This window comes from Rhizobium sp. RAF56 (assembly GCF_052113965.1).
Taxonomy (GTDB): domain Bacteria; phylum Pseudomonadota; class Alphaproteobacteria; order Rhizobiales; family Rhizobiaceae; genus Rhizobium.
This window is the reverse complement of record NZ_JBFRDU010000013.1, coordinates 45,005-69,683: the sequence shown is the minus strand read 5'-3', so window position 1 is coordinate 69,683 and position 24,679 is coordinate 45,005. Positions and strand designations below refer to the sequence as shown.

The 24,679-nt window shown below is 62.4% G+C and carries 21 protein-coding genes; 9 read left to right on the top strand and 12 right to left on the bottom strand.

Features of this window, described 5'->3' with window-relative positions:
- Nucleotides 1-8 precede the first annotated feature (8 nt).
- From murJ to mutS, 4 genes are all read right to left on the bottom strand, one after another.
- Entirely contained in the window at nucleotides 9-1,622 is a 1,614-nt protein-coding gene (gene murJ, locus AB4048_RS13130; RefSeq protein WP_442202406.1) for a murein biosynthesis integral membrane protein MurJ, read from the bottom strand.
- On the bottom strand, nucleotides 1,619-4,522 hold the full coding sequence (locus AB4048_RS13125) for a [protein-PII] uridylyltransferase (protein WP_442202405.1): 2,904 nt from the start codon (nucleotides 4,520-4,522) through the stop codon (nucleotides 1,619-1,621). Before AB4048_RS13125 ends, murJ begins: the two co-directional genes overlap by 4 nt.
- 139 nt (nucleotides 4,523-4,661) lie before the next feature.
- Entirely contained in the window at nucleotides 4,662-4,955 is a 294-nt protein-coding gene (locus AB4048_RS13120) for a hypothetical protein (RefSeq protein WP_442202404.1), read from the bottom strand.
- A gap of 21 nt (nucleotides 4,956-4,976) precedes the next feature.
- Complete coding sequence (gene mutS / locus AB4048_RS13115) at nucleotides 4,977-7,694, bottom strand: DNA mismatch repair protein MutS (protein ID WP_442202403.1); 2,718 nt, start codon at nucleotides 7,692-7,694, stop codon at nucleotides 4,977-4,979.
- 133 nt (nucleotides 7,695-7,827) lie between these two features.
- On the opposite strand from mutS, the gene AB4048_RS13110 reads away from it, so the two are divergent.
- Complete coding sequence (locus AB4048_RS13110; RefSeq protein WP_442202402.1) at nucleotides 7,828-10,116, top strand: NADP-dependent malic enzyme; 2,289 nt, start codon at nucleotides 7,828-7,830, stop codon at nucleotides 10,114-10,116.
- A gap of 91 nt (nucleotides 10,117-10,207) precedes the next feature.
- Here the strand turns inward: AB4048_RS13110 and AB4048_RS13105 are convergent, their stop codons facing one another.
- From AB4048_RS13105 to AB4048_RS13085, 5 genes are all read right to left on the bottom strand, one after another.
- Entirely contained in the window at nucleotides 10,208-11,086 is an 879-nt protein-coding gene (locus tag AB4048_RS13105) for a GNAT family N-acetyltransferase (protein WP_442202401.1), read from the bottom strand.
- A 121-nt stretch (nucleotides 11,087-11,207) separates the two neighbouring features.
- The gene (locus AB4048_RS13100; protein WP_442202400.1) at nucleotides 11,208-13,541 is read right to left on the bottom strand and encodes an ATP-binding response regulator; all 2,334 of its coding nucleotides are present in this window, start codon (nucleotides 13,539-13,541) and stop codon (nucleotides 11,208-11,210) included.
- 55 nt (nucleotides 13,542-13,596) lie between these two features.
- On the bottom strand, nucleotides 13,597-14,100 hold the full coding sequence (gene lspA / locus AB4048_RS13095; RefSeq protein WP_442202399.1) for a signal peptidase II: 504 nt from the start codon (nucleotides 14,098-14,100) through the stop codon (nucleotides 13,597-13,599).
- Nucleotides 14,101-14,129: 29 nt separating this feature from the next.
- Nucleotides 14,130-15,008, bottom strand: coding sequence for a TrmH family RNA methyltransferase (locus AB4048_RS13090; protein ID WP_442202398.1), 879 nt, complete (start codon nucleotides 15,006-15,008; stop codon nucleotides 14,130-14,132).
- Nucleotides 15,005-16,138: a class I SAM-dependent methyltransferase gene (locus tag AB4048_RS13085; protein WP_442202397.1), complete on the bottom strand. Its 1,134-nt coding sequence runs from the start codon at nucleotides 16,136-16,138 to the stop codon at nucleotides 15,005-15,007. The genes AB4048_RS13090 and AB4048_RS13085 overlap by 4 nt, the downstream gene beginning before the upstream one ends.
- Before the next feature lie 112 nt (nucleotides 16,139-16,250).
- Here AB4048_RS13085 and AB4048_RS13080 point away from each other — a divergent pair, with 112 nt between their 5' ends.
- Together AB4048_RS13080 and AB4048_RS13075 are read left to right on the top strand one after the other, a co-directional pair.
- A complete protein-coding gene (locus AB4048_RS13080) occupies nucleotides 16,251-16,748 on the top strand; it encodes a CoxG family protein (protein WP_442202396.1) in 498 nt (165 codons plus the stop codon).
- 33 nt (nucleotides 16,749-16,781) lie between these two features.
- Nucleotides 16,782-17,228, top strand: coding sequence for a GNAT family N-acetyltransferase (locus AB4048_RS13075; RefSeq protein WP_442202395.1), 447 nt, complete (start codon nucleotides 16,782-16,784; stop codon nucleotides 17,226-17,228).
- 67 nt (nucleotides 17,229-17,295) lie between these two features.
- Here AB4048_RS13075 and AB4048_RS13070 read toward each other — a convergent pair whose 3' ends face one another.
- The 3 genes from AB4048_RS13070 to sppA form a co-directional block, all read right to left on the bottom strand.
- The gene (locus AB4048_RS13070; RefSeq protein WP_442202394.1) at nucleotides 17,296-17,628 is read right to left on the bottom strand and encodes a lipopolysaccharide assembly protein LapA domain-containing protein; all 333 of its coding nucleotides are present in this window, start codon (nucleotides 17,626-17,628) and stop codon (nucleotides 17,296-17,298) included.
- Between the two features lie 136 nt (nucleotides 17,629-17,764).
- Nucleotides 17,765-18,064, bottom strand: a complete 300-nt coding sequence (locus AB4048_RS13065; protein WP_132957948.1) for an integration host factor subunit beta — start codon at nucleotides 18,062-18,064, stop codon at nucleotides 17,765-17,767.
- 26 nt (nucleotides 18,065-18,090) lie between these two features.
- Nucleotides 18,091-19,050, bottom strand: coding sequence for a signal peptide peptidase SppA (gene sppA, locus AB4048_RS13060; RefSeq protein WP_442202393.1), 960 nt, complete (start codon nucleotides 19,048-19,050; stop codon nucleotides 18,091-18,093).
- 240 nt (nucleotides 19,051-19,290) lie between these two features.
- Between sppA and AB4048_RS13055 the strand changes: the two genes are divergently transcribed.
- The 6 genes from AB4048_RS13055 to ptsN all read left to right on the top strand — a co-directional run bounded on the left by AB4048_RS13055 (nucleotide 19,291) and on the right by ptsN (nucleotide 24,594).
- Nucleotides 19,291-19,956 carry an LPS export ABC transporter periplasmic protein LptC gene (locus tag AB4048_RS13055; protein WP_442202392.1) on the top strand — a complete coding sequence of 222 codons (666 nt, stop codon included), beginning with the start codon at nucleotides 19,291-19,293 and terminating at the stop codon, nucleotides 19,954-19,956.
- 14 nt (nucleotides 19,957-19,970) lie between these two features.
- Nucleotides 19,971-20,645, top strand: a complete 675-nt coding sequence (locus AB4048_RS13050) for an LptA/OstA family protein (RefSeq protein ID WP_442202391.1) — start codon at nucleotides 19,971-19,973, stop codon at nucleotides 20,643-20,645.
- Between the two features lie 37 nt (nucleotides 20,646-20,682).
- A complete protein-coding gene (gene lptB, locus AB4048_RS13045) occupies nucleotides 20,683-21,471 on the top strand; it encodes an LPS export ABC transporter ATP-binding protein (RefSeq protein WP_442202390.1) in 789 nt (262 codons plus the stop codon).
- Nucleotides 21,472-21,668: 197 nt separating this feature from the next.
- Nucleotides 21,669-23,237, top strand: coding sequence for an RNA polymerase factor sigma-54 (gene rpoN / locus AB4048_RS13040; RefSeq protein WP_442202389.1), 1,569 nt, complete (start codon nucleotides 21,669-21,671; stop codon nucleotides 23,235-23,237).
- A gap of 244 nt (nucleotides 23,238-23,481) precedes the next feature.
- Nucleotides 23,482-24,057, top strand: a complete 576-nt coding sequence (gene hpf, locus AB4048_RS13035; protein ID WP_442202388.1) for a ribosome hibernation-promoting factor, HPF/YfiA family — start codon at nucleotides 23,482-23,484, stop codon at nucleotides 24,055-24,057.
- 72 nt (nucleotides 24,058-24,129) lie between these two features.
- Entirely contained in the window at nucleotides 24,130-24,594 is a 465-nt protein-coding gene (gene ptsN, locus AB4048_RS13030) for a PTS IIA-like nitrogen regulatory protein PtsN (protein ID WP_442202387.1), read from the top strand.
- The last annotated feature ends 85 nt before the right edge of the window (nucleotides 24,595-24,679 follow it).

The window sequence follows — 24,679 nt, the reverse complement described above, 5'->3', positions numbered from 1 at the left end:
TCGCGCCGTCACCCCTCGCCGTTGATCGCCTCGGCGGATGCCGATGATGGTGCGGATGCGGGCGGCTTGCGGTTCAAGTTGCGGCGGATCATGCCGAAGTCCGCGCCGCCGATCACGAAGGCGGCCGTAAAATACACGGCCATGGAAATGAGTATGAGCAAGCCCAAGGTCGAGACCTTGGTGAGCAACGACACGCCAGAGGCCAGCCACGGCTCCCACCGGTGAGCCAGGTAGAGGATGGCCGCCCCCATGATCGCCGAGGCGACCATCAGCAGCACGGCTCGGCGTGCCAACGCCCATTCCCAGGTCAGATGGCCACGCCGCAGCAGCGTGGTGAACAAAAGCACGGTGCTTAGCCAACCGGCACAGGTTTCGGCCGTCGCAATGCCGCGCGCTCCAAAATACGGGAAGAGACTAAGCGCAATCGCGCAGTTGACGGCGACGGCAACCGCCGAAAAGCGCATCGGCGTACGCGTGTCCTCGCGCGCATAGAAACCGGGCTGCAGCGCCTTGATCAGCACGAAGGCCGGCAAGCCGAGGCCGTAGATCGCAAGGATCGAGCCGACAAGGGCGGTATTTTCCTGGTGAAACGCGCCGCGCTCATAGAGAACGCGGATGATCTCGTCGCAAAGGATCCAGAGCGCTACCGCCGCCGGCAGCGTCAGGAAAAGCACGAACTCGATCGAGCGGTTCTGCAGATTACCGGCTTCCTTGAGATGCCCGGACTTCAGCGCGCGCGCCAGTTCCGGCAGAAGAACAACGCCGACGGCGATGCCGACGACCCCGAGCGGCAGCTGGTAGATGCGGTCGGCATATTGGAGTGCCGCGATCGCGCCTTCCTTGCTGGAGGCGATCGCCTGGCCGATCATCTGGTTGATCTGTGTAATGCCGCCGGTGACGGCCGCCGGGACTGCTAGAATAAGCAGCCGCTTCACATTCGGGGTGAACCGCGGCATGCGGATCCCGATATTGATGCCGGCGTGGAGAACGCCGACATAAACGACGAGAAGCTGCAGGATGCCGGCGGCGAGCACGCCCCAGGACATGTACCAGGCCGTCGCATAGGCGTCGGCACCCGTCCACAGCGAATAGAACAATGCGCCGATCATCATCACATTGAGAAAGATCGGGGCGACGGCCGCCGCAAAGAAATGGTGCAGCGAGTTCAGCATGCCGCTCATCATCGCCGTCAGCGACATGCACATGAGATAGGGGAACATCACCGCCGCCATGCGCACGGTGATCGAGAATTTCTCCGGATCGTTGGCAAAGCCCGGCGCGATGACCCAGCGCACCAGGAGCGGCATCGACAACTCCATGGCGATGGTGATTAAAAACAACACCGAAAAAAGAACGCCGAAAACCTCTTCGGAAAAGCGCTTGGCGCCTGCGATGCCGTTCGCCTCGATCTCCTTGGCAAACAGCGGCACGAAGGCGGCGTTGAACGCTCCTTCGGCGAATAGCCGGCGAAACAGGTTCGGAAACCGGAAAGCGGCATAGAACACGTCAGCCATCGGCCCGGTGCCGAGGGCTGCCGCCATCAGCGTCTCGCGGGCAAAGCCGAAGATGCGGCTTCCAAGCGTTGCGCCTCCGACGGTTGCGAATTTCCTGACCAGACTCATGCGGCGGTATCGGCCTTCTTTTCAGCGGACTGCTGGCTGGCGGAGGCCGGCGCGATCATGCCGTTCGGCATTTGCTCGCGCAGTTCGTCCTCTTCACCCGCCATCACGACGCGCAGCCGCGCGACGATGTTGGCTCGCTTGTTTTCGTTGGTGATCTTCTGTCCGACGAGGTCGGTCACGTAGAACGTATCGATGACTTTCTCGCCGAAGGTTGTGATGCGTGCGGACTGGATGTCCAGCGAGAGATCGGAAAGCACCGCCGTGATCTCCGACAGCAGACCGGTGCGGTCCAGGCACTCGACCTCGATGACGGTGAACTTGTTCGACAGGCTGTTCGACATCGTCACCGACGGCGGGATCTCGAAAGCTTTCGTCTTGCGACGGTTCTTGCTGCGGGTCGCAATTACTTCCGGCAGACGCTTGCGGCCGGAAAGCACATCCTCGATCATCTTGCCGATGGTCGCGGCGCGGCGCAACTCGTCCTCGTCGTTCGGGAGTTCGCGGTTGATATGGATCGTGTCGAGCGCCCGGCCGTCGGACGTCGTGAAGATCTGGGCGTCGGCGATGTTGGCGCCGGCGGCGGCACAAGCGCCGGCAATGACCGTCAGCAATCGCGGATGGTCAGGAGAAAGCACGGTGATTTCCGTGATGGCGTGGAAACTGTCGGTGCGCACCATCGTGTTCAGCGCCTGGCCGGCCTTGTCGGCCTGGCGGATGAAGCGCGTGTGGCGGATCTGGTCCTCCAGCGGCACCGAAAGCAGATACGGCTGATAGTGCAGCTTGCTATAGGTCTTGCGGTCCTTCTGGCTCCAGTCGGAGAGCGCGTTGAAGAGCGCCTCGGCCGCAAACTGCGCCCGCTCCTTGCGCGACACCTCGGAAAAGCCGCCCGACAGCAGCAGCTCGGTCTCATAATAGAGCGTCCGCATCAGCTGCCCCTTCCAGCCGTTCCAGACGCCCGGACCGACGGCGCGCGTGTCGCAGACAGTCAGCACCAAAAGCATCTTCAGACGATCCAGCGATTGCACCCGGTCGGCAAAATCGGTGATCGTCTTGCGGTCGGTCAGGTCGCGGGTCTGCGCGACCATGGACATGAGCAGATGCTGCTCGACCAGCCAGACGACTAGCTCCGTCTGCTTCGGCGTTAGGCCGAAGCGCGGGCAAAGCTTTCGCGCCACCTTTGCACCGGCGATCGAATGATCCTCCTGCCGTCCCTTGGCGATGTCGTGCAGGAGAACGGCGACGTAAAGCGCCTCGCGATCCTCGATGCCCGGCATGAGCTTGTTGACAAGGGGGTGGATCTCATCGGCATGACCCTTGTCGATCTCCGACAACACCTCGACGGAGCGGATCAGATGCTCGTCGACCGTATAGTGATGATACATGTTGAACTGCATCATCGAGACGATCTTGCCGAATTCCGGGATGAAGCGGCCAAGCACGCCCGCCTCGTTCATGCGTCGCAGCATCAAAGCCGGGTCGCGTTTCGAGGTCAGGATCGCCATGAAGAGACGGTTCGCCTCCTCGTTCTCGCGTAGCTCGTTGTCGATCAGCGACAGCGAGCGGGTAACCCGCTTCAGCGTATCGGGATGGAACTCCAGGCCGTTGAGATCCGCCACATGGAAGAGACGAATGAGACTTACGGGATCGCGCTTGAACGCGTCGGGATCGCTGAGCGCGATGCGGCCGCGGTCGTCGACGAATTCGAGCGTGCCCGAAACGCGGCGCGGCCGGTGGGCAAAGCGGCTGATGGCGGCCGTGAAGCCGGGCGTCGCCTTGGCCTGCTGATCCTCAAGCGCCGCGCAGAGAATGCGCGTCAGATCGCCGACGTCCTTGGCCACGAGGAAATAGTGCTTCATGAAGCGCTCGACCGCCGATAGGCCCGGCCGGGCGTGATAACCAAGCGCCTCGGCAATATCGCGCTGGATGTCGAAGGACAGCCGCTCCTCCGCCTTGCCGGTCAGAAAATGCATATGGCAGCGCACGGCCCAAAGGAAATCTTCCGCCTTCTGGAAGAGCCGGTATTCCTGCTTTGACAGCACGCCGACGCCGACCAGATCGGCCGTGTCGTGAACATGGTAATAATACTTCGAGATCCAGAAGAGCGTGTGCAGGTCGCGAAGCCCGCCCTTGCCTTCCTTGACGTTGGGCTCGACCAGATAGCGCGTGTCACCCGCCTTGCGGTGGCGCTCGTCGCGCTCGGCAAGCTTTGCGGCGATGAATTCGGGACCTGTGCCGGTGACGATTTCCTTGTCGAAACGTGCGGCGAGATCGCGCGCGAGAGGCTGGTAGCCGCATATGAAGCGTGTTTCGAGGACCGCGGTGCGGATGGTGAAATCGGATTTTGCCAGCCGGAGGCACTCTTCGAGCGTTCGGGTCGCGTGGCCGACCTTGAAGCCCATGTCCCAGAGCACGTAAAGCATGAACTCGACCGCCTTATGCGTCTCATCCTGCGGCCTCGGCAGGAAGAGGAAGAGCAGGTCGATGTCGGAGCCCGGCGCCAGCGTGCCGCGGCCATAGCCTCCGACCGCGGTGATGGCGAACTTGTGCTTCTGCTCCGGGTACATGTGGCCGACGACGATGTCATGCAGCACGGTGATGAGCTGATCCTGGAGCCAGGAGATGCGGTAGGCGCAATTCAGGCCGCTGCCGTCTTCGGAAAGAAGAATTCTTGCTCTTTGGCGGCCGTCGCTGCTCGCCTTTTTCAAGGCCGCAAGCAGCGCTCGGCGAAATTCGTCCGAGCCGGCACCAAGATCCGTGACCAGGCCTTCGCATTCCGCTCGCAGCGCCGCCACATCGAGAATGCCGGAAAAATCGATGTCTTCAGTCGCCATGATGCGCCGACCGGTTTCCTGTTGATTGCCCGCCGCCGCTTTTTGGCGCGCCCGTTTGGTCAAGTGCATGCGCTATAGCCTTTTTGCCTGACAATAGACCAGGCACCATAGTGAAGACATCTTAAATTCGCCAAAACGCCGCAGATGCCAAAAGGCGGCGTCCATCGCCGCGCCCGGCGCCACGCTGTCACGGCAGAAATCGGCCGTTTCAAGGCTGCGTGTCGTCGAACGGTCGCCTCAGATTGCTGACGCTGTACAAAATTTGGCGCGACTGCGCGCCGATTTCATTCAGCAGATCCTTGTCGCACTCCCAATAGCCGGCCTTGGCGATCCGCGTGCTGATGTCGGAAATCCTGTCGCAGACCATGACGAAGTCGAGCATACCGCGCGGGGAATACCAGGCAACCGGTTCTCCATCCTCGTCGGCGCGCTTGAGCGCATCGACGGAGGTGAAGCGGCGTGCCAGCGTGTCGACTTCGGCAACCAGGCTTTCCATGAACATCGTCGTTGTCTCCGACCGGCCTCAGCCGTTCTGCTTCAGCGTTTTCTTCAGTTCGTAAAGCGCGTCGAGCGCTGCGCGCGGCGTCAGATCGTCGAGATCGAGCGCCTTCAGCGCTTCCTCGACCTTCGAAGGCCCGCGCCTGCCGCTTGTCTCCTCACGCCGGACCGCCACCTGGAACAGCGGCAGATCGTCGATCAGCTGGCTTGCCGGGTTCTTGCGGTCGGCGTCTTCGAGCCGCGTCAGCACTTCGCGGGCCCGCGCGACCACCGAGGCAGGCAGGCCCGCAAGCCGCGCGACCTGAATGCCGTAGGAACGATCCGCCGCGCCCGGCCCCACTTCATGCAGGAAGATGACGTCGCCGTCCCACTCCTTGACGCGCATCGTCGCATTCGAAAGACGCCCCAGCTTTTCCGAAAGCACGGTCAGTTCGTGGAAGTGGGTTGCGAACAGGCCACGGCAGCGATTGCCCTCGTGAAGGTGCTCGACGGCCGCCCAGGCGATCGACAAGCCATCGAAGGTCGCGGTCCCACGCCCGATCTCGTCGAGGATGACCAGCGAGCGGTCGGTGGCCTGGTTGAGGATTGCCGCCGTTTCGACCATCTCGACCATGAAGGTCGAGCGGCCGCGCGCCAGATCGTCGGAGGCGCCGACGCGCGAAAACAGCCGGTCGACGACGCCGATGTGAGCTGACGCGGCGGGCACGAAGGAACCCATCTGCGCAAGGATTGCTATCAGCGCGTTCTGGCGCAGGAAGGTCGATTTACCGCCCATGTTGGGGCCGGTGAGCAGCCAGATCGCGCCGTCGCGGCCGCCGGCCACCGGAGACAGGTCGCAGTCGTTGGCGACAAAGGGGCCGCCGGCCTGACGCCGCAGCGCCTGCTCGACCACCGGGTGGCGTCCACCCGTAATCGCGAACATCTTGCCGTCGTCGACGAGCGGCCGGCAATAGGCCTGCTCATCGGCAAGCAGCGCCAGCGCTGCCGCGACGTCGATCACCGCAAGCGCCCGCGCGCCGGCCTTGATCGCTTCGGCTTCGGCAACGACGGAGCCCACCATCCGCTCGAAAGCCGCAAGCTCGATGCTGAGCGCCCGGTCGGCGGCATTGGCGATGCGGCTTTCGAGATCGGCAAGTTCAGTCGTGGTGAACCGCATCGCGTTCGCCATGGTCTGGCGATGAATGAAGCGCGCCTTCGCCTCGGCCGTATCGGTCATCGAGCCGGCATTGCCGGCCGTGACCTCGATGAAGTAGCCAAGTACGTTGTTGTGCTTGATCTTTAGCGACTTGATCGCGGTTTCGTCGGCATATTGCAGCTGCAGGCCGGCAATCACCCGTCGCGACTGATCGCGGAGCGCTCTAACTTCGTCGAGTTCGCCATCGGCGCCGCCGCGCAGAAAACCGCCGTCGCGCTTGAGCAGCGGCAGTTCGTCGGCCAGCATACCGGAAAGCATCGCTTCCAAACCAGCCGGCAGTGCCTCCAACCCGGCAAGGGCCGCCTGCAACTCTTCAGACAAACGCGTGCCGGCGAGCTGCCGGGCAATCGCGGATGCCGCCGCAAGACCCTGCCGGATCGCTGAAAGATCGCGCGGACCGCCGCGATCGAGCGCCAGCCGCGACAGCGCCCGCGGCATGTCCGGCACCTGCTTCAGCGCCTCGCGCAATTCGGAGCGCAGCGACGCTTCGTCAAGCAGCACCTCGATCGAATCTAGCCGTTCGTTCACGCGGACAGGATCGGTGAGCGGCGACATCAACCTTTCGGCGAGGAGACGCGCGCCACCGCCCGTGACGGTGCGGTCGATCGCCTTCAACAGCGTGCCGTTACGGTCGCCGGCAAGCGTGCGCACCAGTTCGAGGTTGGCGCGCGTCGCCGGATCGATGAAAAGCGTGGAGGCGCCGCTCTCGCGCTCCGGCCGGCCGAGCGGCGGACGCTCGGCGATCTGGGTCTTCTCGACATAGGCGATCGCCGCGGCCGCGGCCGCAAGCTCCGCGCGCGAAAAGTCGCCGAAACCATCGAGCGTCGCCACGCCGAAGTAACGTACGATGCGCCCTTCGGCGCTGGCGCTGTCGAAGAGGACCGCCGGCTGTGGCACGGCGACACGGCCGAGCACGTCGAAGACCGGCTTCAACTCGGCGTCGTGAAAGATCGTGTCGGGCACGATCAGCTCGCGCGGCTCGATGCGCAGGATGTCGGCAAGCAGCCGAGAGGCGTCCGTCTCGGCAAGCCGGAAAACGCCCGTGGAAATATCGATCCAGGCAAGCGCATGCGCAGGCTCCGCACCACCGCGAATTCGCGCAAGCGCCATCAGGTAGTTGGATTCCGCCGGCGAGAGCAGCTTTTCCTCGGTGATAGTTCCTGGCGTCACGAGACGGACGACGTCGCGCCTGACGACCGACTTCGCACCGCGCTTGCGAGCCTCGGCCGGGTCCTCCACCTGCTCGCAGACCGCCACCCTGAACCCGAGCGCGATCAGCTTTTGCAGATAGTCGTCGGCCGCGTGTACCGGCACGCCGCACATCGGGATATCATGGCCCATATGCTGGCCGCGCTTTGTCAGCGTGATGCCGAGCGCTCGCGATGCCTCCGCGGCGTCCTCGAAGAACAGCTCGTAAAAATCGCCCATGCGATAGAACAGCAGCGAGCCGGGGTTGTTCGCCTTGATCTCGATATACTGCTCCATCATCGGCGTCGCCGATGCGCGGCTCTCTTCGGAACTCAGATCGACGGTCAAGTATGAATCCATGCGGGCAGCAATTCGTTGGTTGTAGAGCACGTCTTTCCCCAAAAAAGACGTGCCAACCCTATCGATGCACGGCTATACAAACAACAGCCGGGGCGGGTGACGGCGGGGTCACCCACAGGAGCTTGGAGGGAAAATGGCGGAAAAGAACGATAAGGGCCGGTCGATGACGGGGATTACCGAGCAGGAAGCGCTCGACTTCCACTCGATGGGCCGCCCGGGCAAGCTGGAGATCAACCCGACCAAGCCGATGGCAACGCAGCGCGATCTGTCGCTCGCCTATTCGCCGGGGGTCGCGGTTCCGGTCAAGGCGATCGCCGCCGATCCGGGCACCGCCTACGACTACACAGCCCGCGGCAATATGGTCGCCGTCATCTCGAACGGCACGGCGATCCTCGGGCTTGGCAATCTGGGGGCGCTTGCCTCCAAGCCTGTCATGGAGGGCAAAGCCGTTCTCTTCAAGCGCTTCGCCGACGTGGATTCCATCGACCTCGAGGTCGACACCGAAAACGTCGACGAATTCGTCAACTGCGTCCGTTTTCTCGGCCCCTCCTTTGGAGGCATCAACCTCGAGGACATCAAGGCACCCGACTGTTTCGTCATCGAGCAGCGGCTGCGCGAGCTGATGGACATCCCCGTCTTTCACGACGACCAGCATGGCACGGCGATCATCGCCGCGGCCGGCCTGATCAATGCCCTCGAACTGACGGGGCGCGACCTTCAGAATACCCGGCTCGTCTGCAACGGCGCCGGCGCGGCGGCCATCGCCTGCGTCGAGCTCATCAAGGCGATGGGTTTCAACCCGCACAACATCATCCTTTGCGACACCAAGGGCGTCATCTACCAGGGCCGCACCGAGGGCATGAACCAGTGGAAGTCCGCGCACGCCGCGAAGACCGAGCTGCGCACGCTTGAAGAGGCGATGAAGGACGCGGATGTGGTGTTCGGCCTGTCCCAGAAGGGCGCCTTCAGCGCGGAGATGATCCGCTCGATGGCGGAGCGGCCGATCATCTTCGCCATGGCCAATCCGGACCCGGAAATCACGCCGGAAGAAGTCGCCCAGATCCGCGACGACGCCATCATGGCGACGGGACGCTCGGACTATCCGAACCAGGTCAACAACGTCCTCGGCTTTCCCTATATTTTTCGCGGGGCGCTCGATGTGCGCGCTTCGACCATCAACGATGCGATGAAGATCGCTGCCGTTCGTGCGCTGGCGAGCCTTGCCCGCGAAGACGTGCCTGATGACGTGGTCGCCGCCTATCAAGGGGCCCGTCCGCGCTTCGGGCCGCAATACATCATCCCCGTTCCCTTCGATCCGCGCCTGATTTCCGCGATCCCGGTCGCGGTTGCGGAAGCGGCGATGGAAACGGGCGTGGCACGCAAGGCCATCTCCGATCTCACCGTCTACAAGCGCGAACTCTCCGCACGACGCGACCCGATCGCTTCGACGCTGGCGCAGCTCTACGAGCGCGTGCGGCGCCTGCCGAAGCGGATCGTCTTTGCCGAGGCCGAGGAAGAGCAGGTCATGCGCGCGGCGCTTTCCTATGCCAACCAGGAACTCGGCACCGCCATCCTGCTCGGCCGCGAGGATCTCATCCAGCAGACGGCCGAACGTGCGGGCATCGATCTCAACCGCCCAGGGCTCGAAATCGTCAATGCCCGTATTTCCACGCGCGTCGAAGCCTATATCGACTATCTCTATGCCCGCCTGCAGCGGCACGGCTATCTGCACCGCGACGTGCAGCGCCTGATCCATACCGACCGCAACCATTTCGCAGCCTGCATGGTGGCGCTCGGCGATGCCGACGGCATGGTGACGGGCACGACGAGAAACTACTCGACGGCGCTCGCCGACGTGCGCCGCTGCATCGATGCCCGGCCGGGTCACCGCGTCGTCGGCGTGTCGCTGGCGCTCTGCCGCGGCCGAACGGTTTTCGTGGCCGATACCGCCGTGCATGACATGCCAACGGCCGAGGAACTGGCCGACATCGCAATGGAATCGGCCGGTCTTGCCCGTCGCATGGGCTATCATCCGCGCGTGGCCCTGCTTGCCTATTCCACCTTCGGACATCCTTCCGGTGAGCGCTCGGAGCGCGTGCGCGAGGCCGTTGCCATCCTCGACAGTCGCCGGGTGGACTTCGAGTATGACGGCGAAATGGCCGCCGACGTCGCGCTCAATTGGAAGGTGATGGAGCAGCAATATCCGTTCTGCCGTCTTTCCGGGCCGGCCAACGTGCTCGTCATGCCGGCCTTCCACTCGGCCTCGATCTCCACGAAGATGCTGCAGGAACTCGGCGGCTCGACAGTCATCGGCCCGCTGCTCGTCGGCCTCAACAAGCCGGTGCAGATCACGTCGATGGGGGCAAAGGACAGCGACATCGTCAACATGGCGGCAATCGCCGCCTATGGCGCGGGAACCTGAGGCGCCAAATGACCTTGCCCTTCTCTTGGCGCATGCCGAGAAGGGTAAGGTCTTCGAGGAAGTAGGGGGTCCGGCCCCTCAGCCGTAGCAATTAGCTCGAGAACCGGCCGGCATCCGCGCCGTAGTAGTTGACGTAGCGGTCGGAAATGCTGGCGATCGGCAGGACGATCAGCACGTCCGTCGTGTTGAAGGCGGTGTCGACGACGGCGCTCGTGCTCACCATGGCGCCGAGACGCATGTAACCCTTGATCAGCGGCGGCAGGGCCATCAGCGCCTTCCTGCCGTTCACCGCTTCCATCGGCATCAGATCGATATTGCGGGCCAGGTGCGGCAGGGCGTCGACCGCCCACTCATCCTTGGCGCCGACTTGGTGATAGAGGAAGGAGAGAGCGAGCGCGTGCTGTTCCGGGTGAACGCCTGGGAAGGAAGCGCAGCCGATCATGGCGCCCATGCCGTGTTTCAGAGCATAGGCCCAATTTCCCTGCCAGAGCAGTTCGACCGTTCGCTTTGTACGGTAGTCGGGCAGGACGCAGGATCGCCCGAGTTCCATGAACTGCTCGTCGGGATGGCGGGCGAGCAAGCCGTCGATCGCGAATTCCGAAGCAGAGTAGAAGCCGCCATTGGCCATCGCGACGTCCTGGCGAAGCAGCCGATAGGTGCCGACGATCTGCTCGCACGTGTCACCTTCGATCGAACGATCGAGCACGAGGAGGTGGTCGCATATCGCGTCGAAGTGGTCCACGTCGCGACGCCTGCGCATCGCGTCGGCGGGCAGCTGGGCGTTCATCTCTTCCACGAATACGCGGTAGCGCACGGCCTGTGCGGCGTCGATCTCGGCAGCGTTGCGCGCAAGGCGCGTCTCAAGGTTGCCGATGCGTCCAAGCACATCGACCGAAGCTGCCGGTGCGCCCCGTGAAGGCGTCTTTATGTTTGCGCCGTGATCTTCGCGATTCATGATTTCGATGGACATGGCGCTTCCCCCTTTGCGGGCCGGTCTAGCGCCATTAAACAAATCTGTGCGACAGGAAAGTGACATCGCGCATGGCGAAAAGCAAGAACCGAGCGTTGCGAAAGCAGCTTGCGATTGCGCGTCACCTACCTTCGGTGCGTCTGGGATCACGGTGCGCCAGAGCCGCGATGTCGGCAATCAGCCGTTCAGGATCGGCCGGCTTGGCGAGCACGAGATCGGCACCGCAGCGGAGTGCCCGACGCCGGCTCTCCTCGCGGTTGTCGGCTGTGAGCACGATAATCGGCATCGACCCGAGGTTCTCCGAGCGCTCGTGCGCGCGGATACGGTCCAGCACGTCGAACCCCTCGTGACCTGCCATGGAAAGGTCCGTGACGACGAGGTCGGGCCGGGAAGCGGCGCTGCTCCAGAGGCGATGAAACAAGCTTGGGAAATCGACGACATGCTCGACTGCGTGACCCGCCTTGGTCAATACCGCCTGTATCAGCATTGCGTTGACCGGGTCATCCTCCGCCAACACGATCGACAACCCGCCGTCTGGTGCTTCGGCGCCGTCGAGAACCAGGAACGGTGCATTGTCGTTGGTCGCCACGTCCCTCGGATCACCGCCGCGAACGAGGCTCCCACGCAGTACGTCGATCAGGGACTGCTCGCGGAGCGGGCGGATCAGCCACGCGTCGAAAAGATCGAGTGGCCTGCTGCTGCGCTCCTCGGGGTTGACAAGAAAGATCCGGCGCAGGCTCGGCGCGACGATCGACAGCCTGTCTGAGAAGTCCCGGAAGAATTGCGGCGCCACGCGGTGGTCGATGATGACGTCGGTCGGGGCCAGCGTGCCGCAACGAACGGTGTCCACCGTCAGCCCCTCGGCATTTTCAGGTTCGAGCCGCAGGCAAGCGCCGCCGAGCGTGCGAATGGTGCTGGCGATCGCGGTACTTGCCGCGCCGTCGGGCGCCAGAAGCAGCACGCGACTTTCCTTCAAAAGAGCAGCGCGGGCATTGCGCTCGTGGATATAATCGCTTGCCAGGCCGGCGGGAAAACGGATCGTGAATTCGGTGCCTTCACCCTTGCTGCTGACAAGGTTCAGCGAACCGCCGAACTTTTGCATGATGCGCGCGGAGATGGTCAGGCCAAGTCCGGTGCCGGCGCTCTTTTCGGCAAGGCTGCCCGCCTGCTCGAATTCGCCAAAGATCCGGGCTTGCTCCTCCCGCGTCATGCCGTGACCGCTGTCGCGGATGGCGATGACGAGGTCTTCGCCCTCCAGCGTCGCCCGAATAAGGACCCCGCCCGCCTGCGTGAATTTGACGGCATTGCCGATGACGTTGAACAGCACCTGCCGCAGGCGCGCCGGATCGAAGCTCATCAGCTCCGGAATATCCGAGGACACCGTGGCACCGATTTCGATCCCTTTTTCGTGGGCGCGGTGCGCCAGCATCTCCACCACGCTCTCGATAAGCTGGCGCAGCGATTCGGTGCGCGGCCTGAGCTCGAAGCGGCCGACCTCAATGGTCGAGAAGTCGAGCAGGTCCTCGATCAACTGCAAGAGCGCATTGCCGGACTGCCGCATTCCGGTCAGATAGTTTGCCTGCTCCGGGTTCAGCTTGGTCTGACCAAGCAGATGGCTCATGCCGAGAATGCCCGAAAGGGGCGTGCGGATTTCGTGACTGACGGTCGCAAGCAAACGTGACTTGGCGGCGTTGTTGTACTCCGCCTTCAGTAGCGCCTCGTCGCGAGCGCGCGCGGCAAGCCTCTCCTCCGTGACATCGCGAGCAATGCTCTGCACGGTAAGCTCGCCGAGGGCCGCGTCTCGGATGATCACGTCGTGCCACAGGAAGGTCCGCCGCCCTTCGGGGGTCATTATCTCGACATCGAAGCGCTGCGGTTCGTCGAGCGGCCGGAAAACAAGCCCGGTCTCTTCGCAAGTCATGCCTTCGGGGTTCGGCGTGCCGGTCAGGCGGCAGTAGGTCGCGTTGGCCCGGACGATGCGCCGGTCGAGCGTACGGGCGATCGTGATGTCACCGAGTGCGTCGTGGATGGTTGCCAGCAGGCTGGCATGCTTGCCGCTTTCCCACAGCGGGTCACGCTGCCGCTCGCTGCGGCCTGTCGCCGGTACCTCCGGCGAGGTACTCGGGCGGAAAGGACGCCAGTAGAGCGCGATCGCCAGCAGGATCGCGGCAATGGCAGCGGTAACCCCGGCCACGGCGAAGACGCCGCCGCCATAGGCCGCGAACGGCAGCAGCGAACCGGCAAGCAGGCCACCGCCGCCAAGCCAGAAGCTGCCGAGAGCGTCGAGTGGGTAGGCCTCTACCGGATCGGCGGAAGGCAGGGCACGATCGGAGATTTTCCGGTCCTGGCAACCCGATGCAAGCGGCGGATCAACCGGCAGCATCTCCTCGGAGGCGGCATCGGTCGCGCCGAAAGAGACGGGGATGCGCTTGTGCGAGTTCGCCGGATTGCTCATGCCAACTACCTAGCATGGACAACCTTCCCGATAGTTTCCCCAATTCGCTAGGATTTTAGCGGTCGGCTTTTTTGGGCAGCATGAGTTCGTCGAGGATCACCGCCGCCGCTCCCATCGTGATGAAACTGTCGGCGAGATTGAAGACCGCGAACGACCAGGTTTCGGTGTGGACGCGGATGAAGTCGATGACGTGACCATAGAGAAAGCGGTCGACGAGGTTGCCGAGCGCGCCGGCAATGATAAGCGCGAAACCGAGGTGCGCAAGCCACCGATCCTTGGCAGTGCGCCGCCACAACCATAGCACGAAACCGACGATGACGAGGCGCATGCCGACGATGAACCAGCCGCTCATGCCTGAGAACATCGAGAAGGCGACGCCGAGATTGTAGATGCGGTGCAGCGCCAGCACCGGCAGCACCGCGACATCCTCTTCCAGCGGCAGATAGCGCTCGACGGCGAATTTGACTGCCTGATCGATCAAGACGGCGAGCACGATAAAGATAAGAATGGGCATAGGCCGCGAGAACAAGGCGGGCTTGGCGGGCTTGCGCTCCGTCATCGGCATCTCCGTTTGAGGGGGCGAGGTCGTCATCGCGCCTCGCTTAGCGTCAAGAGGTGGCGGCGCACTTCAAAGAGCATGACGGCGGTGGCGACCGCCAGATTGAGGCTGTCGGCGCGTCCCTCCTGCGGGATGCGAGCGAGCGCGTCGGCCTCTTTTGCCAGCTGGTCCGGCAGGCCGGACTGTTCGTTGCCCATGAGCAGAACCACCGGCTTCCTGCGGTAGTCGATCGTCCTATAGTCGACGGCGCCGGCCAGATGCGTGGCGACGAGCGACACGCCCGCCTTTTTCACCCAGCCTAAGAACTCTTCCGGCGTTGCCCTTGCGACCGGCACCGCGAAGACGGAGCCCATGGTCGCACGCACCGTCTCCAGCGAAAACGGATCGGTGGTCTCGCCGATGAGAATGACGCCCGAGGCGCCGGCGGCATCGGCCGTGCGGATGACGGTACCGAGATTGCCCGGATCGCGGACGCGGTCGAGCGCTACCCAGGTCTCGCCTTCGATCGGCCGGATGTCCTTGAGCGACTTCCAGCGCTGATCGAAGATGCCGACGACCATCTGCGGATTGTCCCGACGTGTGATCGAGGCGATGACCTTCTCGTTGACCTCAAGCACCAGACCGCCGGCGGCAACCGTTTTTGCCGCCACTTGATCGACGAGCGGCTTGCCCTTCGCGGCTTTCGCGTAGACGAGCGTTCGAATGGTCCAGCCGAGTTCCAGCGCGTCGATGACGAGTTTCAGGCCTTCGGCCATGAATGCGCCGGTCTCTTCGCGCGACTTCTTCTGCGTCAGCGCCTTGATGTCCTTGACGATCGGATTGGCAAGCGAGGTGACCTCCTTGACCTGTCCGACCTTGTGCGGTCCGCTTCCGTCGCGCGGTCCCCGGTCGCGAAATTCATGGCTCATTGCGGCACCCAACGGCTGAAGAGAGATGTGGAAAGCGCCCGCCCCTGCGTCTTGCCGTCGATGCCGGCTTCGCGGATCACGAGTTCGCCTGACTCGACGACGCCGCCCGCGCCGCGCATCGTCTCGCGCATCAATTCATGGATCGAATAGAAGCTTGCGCGGATGGAATAGGCGGTAAGCACCAGTCCCAGCGCCTTCGGCGACAGGATGTTGCGGCAGATATCGAGCATCAGCGGCAGGTGTTCGAACAGATGCCAGACTTCGCCATTCGGGCCGCGGCCGAATTTCGGCGGATCGGTGAGGATGATGTCGTACTGGCTGCCACGCCGCTCCTCGCGCAGGATGAACTTCATCGCATCCTCGCAGATCCAGCGGATCGGCAGCTTTTCCATGTGCCCCAGCGCCTGGTTCTCACGGGCCCAGCCGATCGCCTTTTTGGAGGCGTCGACGTGGGTAACCTCGGCGCCGGCTGCCGCGGCAACCAGCGAGGCCACGCCCGTATAACCGAAGAGATTGAGCACCTTGAGCGGCCGGCCGGCGGTCTCGACCCGTTCCTTCATCCAGGCCCAATGCACGATCTGCTCGGGAAAGACGCCGACATGCCGGAAAGAAGTGAAGCGACCAAGAAAATCGACGCCGAGAAGATGCAGTGGCCAGGTCTCGCCGAGCGCTTCCTTCGGGAAGCGCCAGCGGCCGGTGCCTTCCTCGTCCATATCCCCGGTGAAGGCGGCATCGACCTTTTCCCAGACATGAGGCGCAAGCGAAGGCCGCCACAGCGCCTGCCCTTCGGGGCGAACGATGCGGTAAGGACCGTATTGCTCGAGCTTCTGGCCGTCGCCGCTGTCGATCAGGTGAAAATCGCCGGCGCCTAGGGATTCGAGGATAACAGGCACGCGCTCGGCGGGTCGCTCGCCGACGCGCGCGCTCAGCGCCCGTTCCGGACCGCTCGGCGCAGCCGCGCGCGGTTCCTTAGGGGGACGGTCGACATGCAAGGCGGGCGGCGCGGAACGATGTGCCGGAATTCCCGGCGCCGCCCTGCCGCTTTTCTTGTCCGTTTCTGAAGACTTGGGCTTCGTGCCCGGCCGTGGCATGGCCTTTTGCCCGGCCCGGCGCTCCTTTTGTTTGACCATGCTCGTCTCGAGTGTGAATAGAGGGCTGAGCAAATAGCATCTGCTCAGCCCTTGGCAAAGCGCTTTCCGACCCGGATGTCCGGGGAAGGCGCGCGGAACGAAAGGATCGCGCATGGACATGACCGGCGAGGAGCGTATCACAGCGCCAAGGGACACGGTTTGGGCAGCGCTCAACGACGTCGACATCCTCAAATCATGCATTCCCCGCTGCGAGAGCCTCACCTGGGTTTCCGAGAGTGAACTCGCCGCGCTCATCAAGGTCAAGATCGGCCCGATCTCGGCCTCGTTCCATGTGGACATCAGACTATCCAACGTCGAGGCGAAGCGGAGCTACACGATTTCGGCCGAAGGCAAGGGCGGATTCGCGGGCTTTGCCAAGGGTGCCGCCGACGTCGTTCTTGTCGACCAAGGGTTGGAGACGGTTCTGCAATATAAAGCCGGCGCTGAGATCGGTGGCAAACTTGCGCAGATGGGCTCGCGCATCATCGGGTCGAGCGCCGCCAAGCTGGCAGGGAAGTTCTTCGGCGATTTCAATGCGGCGGTGAGCGGCGGAAAGATCGCGCCCGATGAAGCGGGGCTGTTGCCGGGTGTGGCGCCCTCCCTTGATTAATCTCGAGGGAGCTTATTATTCTAGCGTATGAGCTTGGCGAGCGACACTTGGACAATCAGGGCCGCTGCGGGCGCCGACGGGGCGCAACTGGCCGATATTTATCTCACGGTTAGACGGGCGACCTTTACCTGGGTCGAGCCCGGCCAGTTCCGGCGAGAGGATTTCGCGACCCAGTCGCGCGGCGAGGAGCTCTTCGTCTGCGAGAACCGGGACGCTGAAATCGCCGGGTTTCTCGCGCTCTGGCCGCCGCAGAATTTCATCCACATGCTCTACGTGCGCCCCGCCCTTCAGGGCAGCGGCGCGGGAAGCGCCTTGCTGAAAGCCCTCCCCGAATGGCCGACGCGGCGCTACCGACTGAAATGTCTGGTACACAACCATCGGGCACGCGGCTTCTATTTGAAGCACGGCTTTGAAATCGTCGGCAGCGGATGGTCCGCGGAAGGCAGCTACAACGACATGCAGCTGCCACCACGAGGCTAGTTGTTTGGCTTGAACGCAATTGCGGACGGAAAGCCGCGCCACGCTGTTCCTAAAATTTCCTCGGGCATCACTTCGCCGGCAAATGAGAGGCAATCTGCTCGGCGCGATTGCGATGGCTCTCGGCTGCGGTTTGCCAACGGACCGCTTCGCGCGCCTCACGCCGCGCCCGGCGGCGATGGCGGCCCTGCGCAAGCCAGGTGACGAGCGAGCCGATGACCATCCCGACGATCAGCGCCACAAAGAGAAAGACGAACAGCGGTGCGTTCAGCGCCATCACCTCGTCTTCCGGGCGAAAGGGATTGAACGCCATCGTCACGATCTGGCGGTTGGCGACGCAGAAGACGATGAGCACGATGCCGAGGGGAAGCAGTATCAGCAGATTGAGAATCTTCTTCGTCAATACGAATTCTCCCGTCGGTCGCCCGAAGCTGCGCGCGGCGCTTTGAGGCGGTTAGCCGGTATTATCGAAATTGGGCCGCGAAGCTCTATTGCCGCGCGGCCACGCTCGAAAGGCAGGCGGAGCGACCGCCTTTCAATCAATCTTCTTCGTCCGCCCCATCAGGGTTCAGCCGCTCGCGCAGCTCTTTGCCGGTCTTGAAAAACGGCACCCACTTCTCTTCGACGAAGACGGTATCGCCGGTGCGCGGGTTGCGGCCCGAGCGCGACGGGCGATTCTTGACTGAGAAGGCGCCGAAGCCGCGCAGTTCAACGCGATTGCCGGCAGCCAGGGCGTCGGTGATCTCGTCGAGGACGGCGTTGACGATATTTTCGACGTCGCGGTGATAGAGATGCGGGTTTCGCGCCGCAACAATCTGCACCAATTCCGACTTGATCACTGTCTCCCCCTTAAACTATTGATTTATCAGTGGCCGACACCCTGCCAAAGAGAAAGCAGGCCGTCAAGAAACAACTTCTCGGTCATCAGCTTCTGAAGGTCCTGCCCCTTCATGAAATCATCATAACCGAAGAGATTTATCAACCGGGAAGCTGACTCGGAGGTCAGGAAGGAAAGCCTGCCGCGCGAAGCCTGCCAGTCGACGATTTGCAGGTCGCGATCGACGCTGCGGGTCGCCAGATACGCTCGGATCGCCTCCTCGCCGCCGAGCGTGTCGATAAGCTTGGCCTTGAGCGCCTGGCGACCGGTGAAAATGCTGCCGTCTGCCAGCTTCAGCGCGTCTTCGCGCGACAGTTTGCGGCGGTCGGCGACAAGGTCCACGAACCAGTCGTAGCTGTCCATGACCATGCTGTGGATCATCGCCTTGGCTTCCTCGCTCGGCGGATGGAAAGGCGACGGCTCGGCCTTGAGCGGAGCGGATTTTATTTCTTCGAGCGAGACGCCCAGCTTGTCGAGCAGCTCCTTGGCCTGCGGGTACTGGAAGAGAACGCCGATCGAACCCGTGATCGACGTATCCCCCGCCACGATATCGTCGCCGGCAAGCGCGATCATGTAGCCGGCGGAGGCCGCCACGGTGCGAATATCGGAAACCACGGGCTTCTGCGCGGCCACTTCGCGGATTGCCTTGAAAATGCGCTCGCCGCCGTAGGTCGTGCCGCCGGTCGACGAGATCGATACGATCAGCGCCCGCACCCGCTTATCGTCCTTGATCGTCTTCAACCGCTCCAGAAGCTCGCTGTCGTCCTGAATAAGCCCGGAAATCGTTACGCGCGCGACCTGCGGGCCGCGGGCGGCGGTGCCGAAGTCACTGCTGATGGCGCTATAGAGCGCAAAACCCAAGCCTATTAGCAACAAAACGGCCGCAAGACGCCAAAAACCGAGCTTGCGGCGAAGTTGTCGTCGATCAGCGATTGCAGAACTGTCCATGACACCTTATTTCCCTTCCATGTCCCAACGTGGACATTCGGGCTTCCAATCCGCCGCTCCATCGGGTAGGTCAACCCCTTCAGATGAAATGCTGCGTATCAGGATTTTTTCCGCCGACGTTGTTTGTGGCAGAAAAAACGCCATATTGGCAAGCCGATGCATGAATGCATAACGAGTGGGTAAGCTTCGGCGAGCACGATGCCGGGCGCTTCGTCCGATCGATAGAGACAGGTCCATTTAATGCTCAATACGTTTGAGACAGCCGGGCAGGCGCGAAACGCCGTTGCCGAGAAGAGCGCCTATTCAGCTGCGCTATTCCATTCGGTGCGCGTAAAACGCCTGAAGATCTTGCTCCCCGTGGCGGCGGTCATCATTTCGTTGATTTTCATAGCCGTCTCCGTGATCCGCGCTTATCTGCCGGAATCCATCAAGATCGAGGGCGCGAAAATCGAAGACGGCAAGATCGTCATGGCGCGGCCGGCGATCGCCGGACGCAATTCCGACGGCATCAATTATTCCATGGTGGCGGAGAAGGCTCTCCAGGACATCCGCAACCCGAACCTCATCACGCTCAAAAGCATCAAGGCGGCCATGCCGGTCAACAGCGATGTGATCGCGCATGTTCTGGCACAGAGCGCCGACTTCGACCGTTCGGCGGACACGCTCAGCATGCACGAACCGTTTACGATTACCATGGATAACGGCGTGCATGCCGAATTCCAGGGCGCCTACCTGGACATCAAGGCGGGCAAGCTGATCACCAATCAACCGGTCGCCATCCAAAAGGGTGCCGCCTCGGTTGTTGCGCAGTCGCTAAAGATGACCGATAAGGGCAGTGTAATCGAATTCGACGGGCAGGTTCGGATGCACATCGACCCGTCGGCAATCCACAACTCAGGCAGCTAACAGCCGGACGCCCCATGACAAAAGATCGTCGCATAACAGCTCCCCTTTCGGGCCTTCGCAAGACGGCGTTCGCCGGCATCCTAGGCACGCTCGCCCTTCTTGCCGCCTCGGCAGTTGGCGCTCAGCAGTCGACGACCAGCCAGATGCCGGGTCTGAAGCTCTCCAAGGACCAGCCGATCCAGATCGAGAGCGACAAGCTTGAAATTCACGACCAGGAAAGCACCGCCGTCTTCACCGGCAAGGTGAAGGTCGTGCAGGGAACAACGACGATGGAAGCCGGCACGATGACCGTCTTCTACAAAAAGAAGCAGGGCGACGCCGCAGGCGACGCGAACGCCAAGCCCGATGCGAACGCCAAGGCCGATGCGCAGAAGCCCGCAGCGGACAAGAGCGGTTCGCTCGTGACCGGCGACGCCGATATCGACCATATCCTTGTCTCCGACAAGGTCTACCTTACGTCGGGAACCCAGACGGCGACCGCCGAGAGCGGATCGTTCGACATGGCAAACCAGCTGGCGATCCTGAAAGGCGACAAGGTGGTTCTGACCGACGGGCCGAACGTCTTCACCGGCTGCCAGCTAACGGTGCATATGAACACCGGCGAGGCGCGGTTGGACAGCTGTGGCGGCCGCGTCCAGATCCAGCTGGACCCCAAGTCGCAGCAGCCGTCGCAGCAGAAAAATAATTGATCCCGGCTCACTCGTGAAAATGCTTTCGTTATCGACCATGTTCGGCAGGTCCGAATCGCCTGCTTCGTCTGCGGACATGCAGGCGAGCGACAAATCCCGTTACCAGGGTACCTTGATCGCCCGCGGCCTGACCAAGACCTACCGCAACCGGCGCGTCGTCAACGGCGTCTCGCTGGTCGTGCGGCGCGGCGAAGCCGTGGGGCTGCTCGGGCCGAACGGCGCCGGCAAGACCACCTGTTTCTACATGATCACCGGTCTCGTCCCTGTCGACGAAGGCACGATCGAGATCGACGGCAATGAAGTCACCACCATGCCCATGTATCGGCGTGCGCGGCTTGGCGTCGGCTACCTGCCCCAGGAAGCCTCGATTTTTCGCGGCCTGACGGTGGAGGAGAACATCCGCGCCGTGCTGGAAGTCCATGAGAAGAACAAGGACAAGCGCGAGCAGAAGATCGACGAGCTTCTCGAAGAATTCCATATCCGCAATCTGCGCACCATGCCGGCGGTGGCGCTTTCCGGCGGCGAGCGGCGACGTCTCGAGATCGCGCGCGCCCTTGCGACGGATCCGACCTTCATGCTGCTCGACGAGCCCTTTGCCGGCGTCGACCCGATCTCTGTCGCCGACATCCAGAACCTCGTGCATCATCTGACCGCACGCGGCATCGGCGTCCTGATCACCGACCACAACGTCCGCGAAACGCTCGGCCTGATCGACCGCGCCTATATCATCCACGCGGGCGAAGTTCTGACCCACGGCCGCGCCAACGACATCGTCAATAATCCGGAAGTGCGCCGCCTCTATCTCGGCGACAATTTCAGCCTCTAGGGCAACGTGTCACACCGGTTTTCCGCCCGGAATTAATTATAATTGATTATATTGAGACCGCGCGCGGCGAAACTTCCGCTCGCGCGCGACTAGCGCTTGACCGGCTAGTCGAAAAGAAGCAATTTTCAGGCCAAGTGGATATGCAACGCCCTCAATTGGGTATCCGTGCGGAATAGAAGCGGAGTCTTGCTTTCATCATGGCACTGTCGGCCAACCTGTTTCTGCGCCAAAACCAGAGCCTGGTGATGACTCCGCAGCTCATGCAGTCCATCCAGCTTCTGCAGATGACGCATGTCGAGCTTAGCCAATTCATTGCCCAGGAGGTCGAAAAGAACCCCCTCCTCGAGGTGCCCTCCGGCGACGGCGAAACCGGCGGCGACGCCATCTCCCGCGTCGAGGACGAAACTCACTTCTCGCAAGTGACGGAGGGGCACGGCGACAATGCCAGCGAGCACCAGGCCGGCGACCTGGCCAGCGACTGGTACGAGAGCGGCAGCACCGCCAGCACGGGTCGACTGGATGACGAACTGGACAGCAATTTCGGCAACGTCTTCCCCGACGACGGGCCACCGCAACGTCTCGACGCGCCTGAACTCCTCAGCCAATGGAAATCGATGCCGGGCAGCTCGGAAGGGACTGCGGAAGGCTACGACCTCGACGACTTCGTGGCCAGCCGGATCTCGCTTCGCGATCATATCGAGAGCCAGATCCCGTTCACGGTGGCTTCGCCAAGCGACAGGCTGATTTCCGGACATCTTCTCGACCAACTCACCGACGCGGGTTATCTGCAGGCGGATATCGACGAAGTGGCGGTGCTGCTCGGAACGACGGCTACGGAGGTCGAACGCGTCCTCGCCGCACTGCAGACGCTCGATCCGCCCGGCATCTTCGCGCGCAACCTTGCCGAATGTCTGGCGATCCAGCTGAAACAGAAGGACCGGTTCGATCCAGCCATGGAGCGGCTTGTCGCACATCTCGACCTGCTCGCGAGGCGCGACTTCCCGACGCTGAAACGCCTCTGCGGCGTCGATGAGGAGGATCTTATCGACATGCTGGCGGAAATCCGCCAGCTAAATCCCAAGCCCGGCAGCAGCTTCGACGCGGGTGTATCGGAAGCGGTCCTGCCGGATATCGTCGTCAGGCAGGGGACCGGCGGCGGCTGGCAGATCGAGCTCAACCCCGACACGTTGCCACGCGTGCTCGTGAACCAGTCCTATATGTCGTCGGTGTCCAAGACCGGCGAGGATCATGCATTCCTTGCGGAATGTCTGCAGAATGCCAACTGGTTGACCCGCAGCCTGGATCAGCGTGCCAAGACGATCATGAAGGTAGCGACCGAGATCGTCCGCCAGCAGGATGCGTTCCTGGTTTCGGGTGTCGGCCACCTGCGCCCGCTGAACCTGAAGACGGTTGCCGACGCCATCAAGATGCACGAGTCCACGGTTAGCCGCGTCACCACGAACAAATACATGCTGACGCCCCGTGGCCTCTTCGAGCTGAAATATTTCTTCTCCGTTTCCATCGGCACGGTGGAGGGCGGCGACAATCATTCGGCCGAGGCCGTGCGCCACAAGATCCGAACTCTGATTGCCCAGGAAAGCTCCGATGCGGTGCTTTCCGACGACGATATCGTCGACATGCTCCGCAAGGCGGGCGTCGACCTTGCACGACGCACGGTTGCAAAGTACCGTGAGGCGATGAACATCCCATCCTCCGTGCAGCGGCGCAGAGAGAAGCGTGCGCTGGCAAAAGCCGCGGGCTTCTGAGCAAATCGCGCTCGCGCAAAAGCTGCAGATATATTTACAAACGGTTAAAGGCCGATTGACTTTCCGGAGCGCCGCGCGTAGAAGCCCGCCGCATCGGTGCAGGTGATCACCGCCTGGACTTATCCCCATCATCCTGAAGACGCCCGGCGATGCCCAAATTGTCTTCCTTGAAGTGAAGTGCTTGGATGAGATTGAGGCTTGGCGTAAACTGATACGCGCAAACCACTATAAGAAGGGAAACTCCATGAGTGTGCGTGTCTCCGGTAAACATATGGAAATTGGCGATTCCTTCCGCCAGCGGATCGAGGACCAGATCGGAACAGCCGTCACGAAGTATTTCGACGGTGGGTATTCGGGGCAGGTGACTGTCCACAAATCGAGTTCTCGCTTTGCCGCGGATTGCAAGCTTCACCTCGACAGCGGCGTTGTATTGCATGCCGCGGGAGAAGCCATGGATCCCCAATTGGCGTTCGATGCCGCACAGGAGCGTATAGAAAAGAGGCTTCGCCGCTATAAACGCAAGCTGAAGGACCATCAGACCACAAACCACACGAATGGTTTCGCCGAAGTCTCCTATACGGTCATGGACGGCGTTCCTGACGAGGATGACGAGGTTGCCGACGATTTCGCCCCGGCCATCGTCGCCGAGAGCACGAAACAGCTGAAGACCATGTCGGTCGCAACCGCCGTGATGGCGCTCGACATGACCGACGAACCGTTGCTGCTATTCCGCAGCCCCGGCAAGGATCAACTTAACATCGTTTACCGTCGACAGGACGGTAACATTGGCTGGATAGACGCAGCCAATATCAAAGGCTGAGAAAAGAAGACGAGCGGCGGGTTCAACCGCCGCTCCCCACAACGGATCTCGGCGACACGAAGGAAAAAGAGAATGGCTTTGGCAGATTTGCTGCAGCAAGATGCGATCATCCCGGCCTTGAGGGTAAATTCCAAAAAACAACTGCTTCAGGAGCTGGCGGCCAAGGCCTCTAAACTCACCGGACTGCCCGAGCGCGAAGTCTTCGACGTCATCCTGCAGCGTGAACGTTTGGGCTCGACTGGCGTCGGCAATGGCATCGCCATCCCGCACGGCAAGCTCGACAGCGTCAAATCGATCATCGGGATTTTTGCGCGCCTGGACCAGCCGGTGGACTTCGAGGCGCTGGACGACCAGCCGGTCGATCTCGTCTTCCTGCTGCTCGCCCCCGAGGGCGCCGGCGCGGACCACCTCAAGGCGCTGTCCCGCATCGCCCGCGTGCTGCGCGACCAGGACCTGGTCGCCAAGCTTCGCGCGACGGACTCGTCCTCTGCGATTTACGCCTTCCTCCACGAGGAACAGGCGTCCAACGCTGCCTAAAACTCCCCGCTTCATTCCCTGAAATGAGACATCGCGCGCCCCGCGGACGCGCGATGTTGATTGGACTGAAAATCGGCGGAGCCGT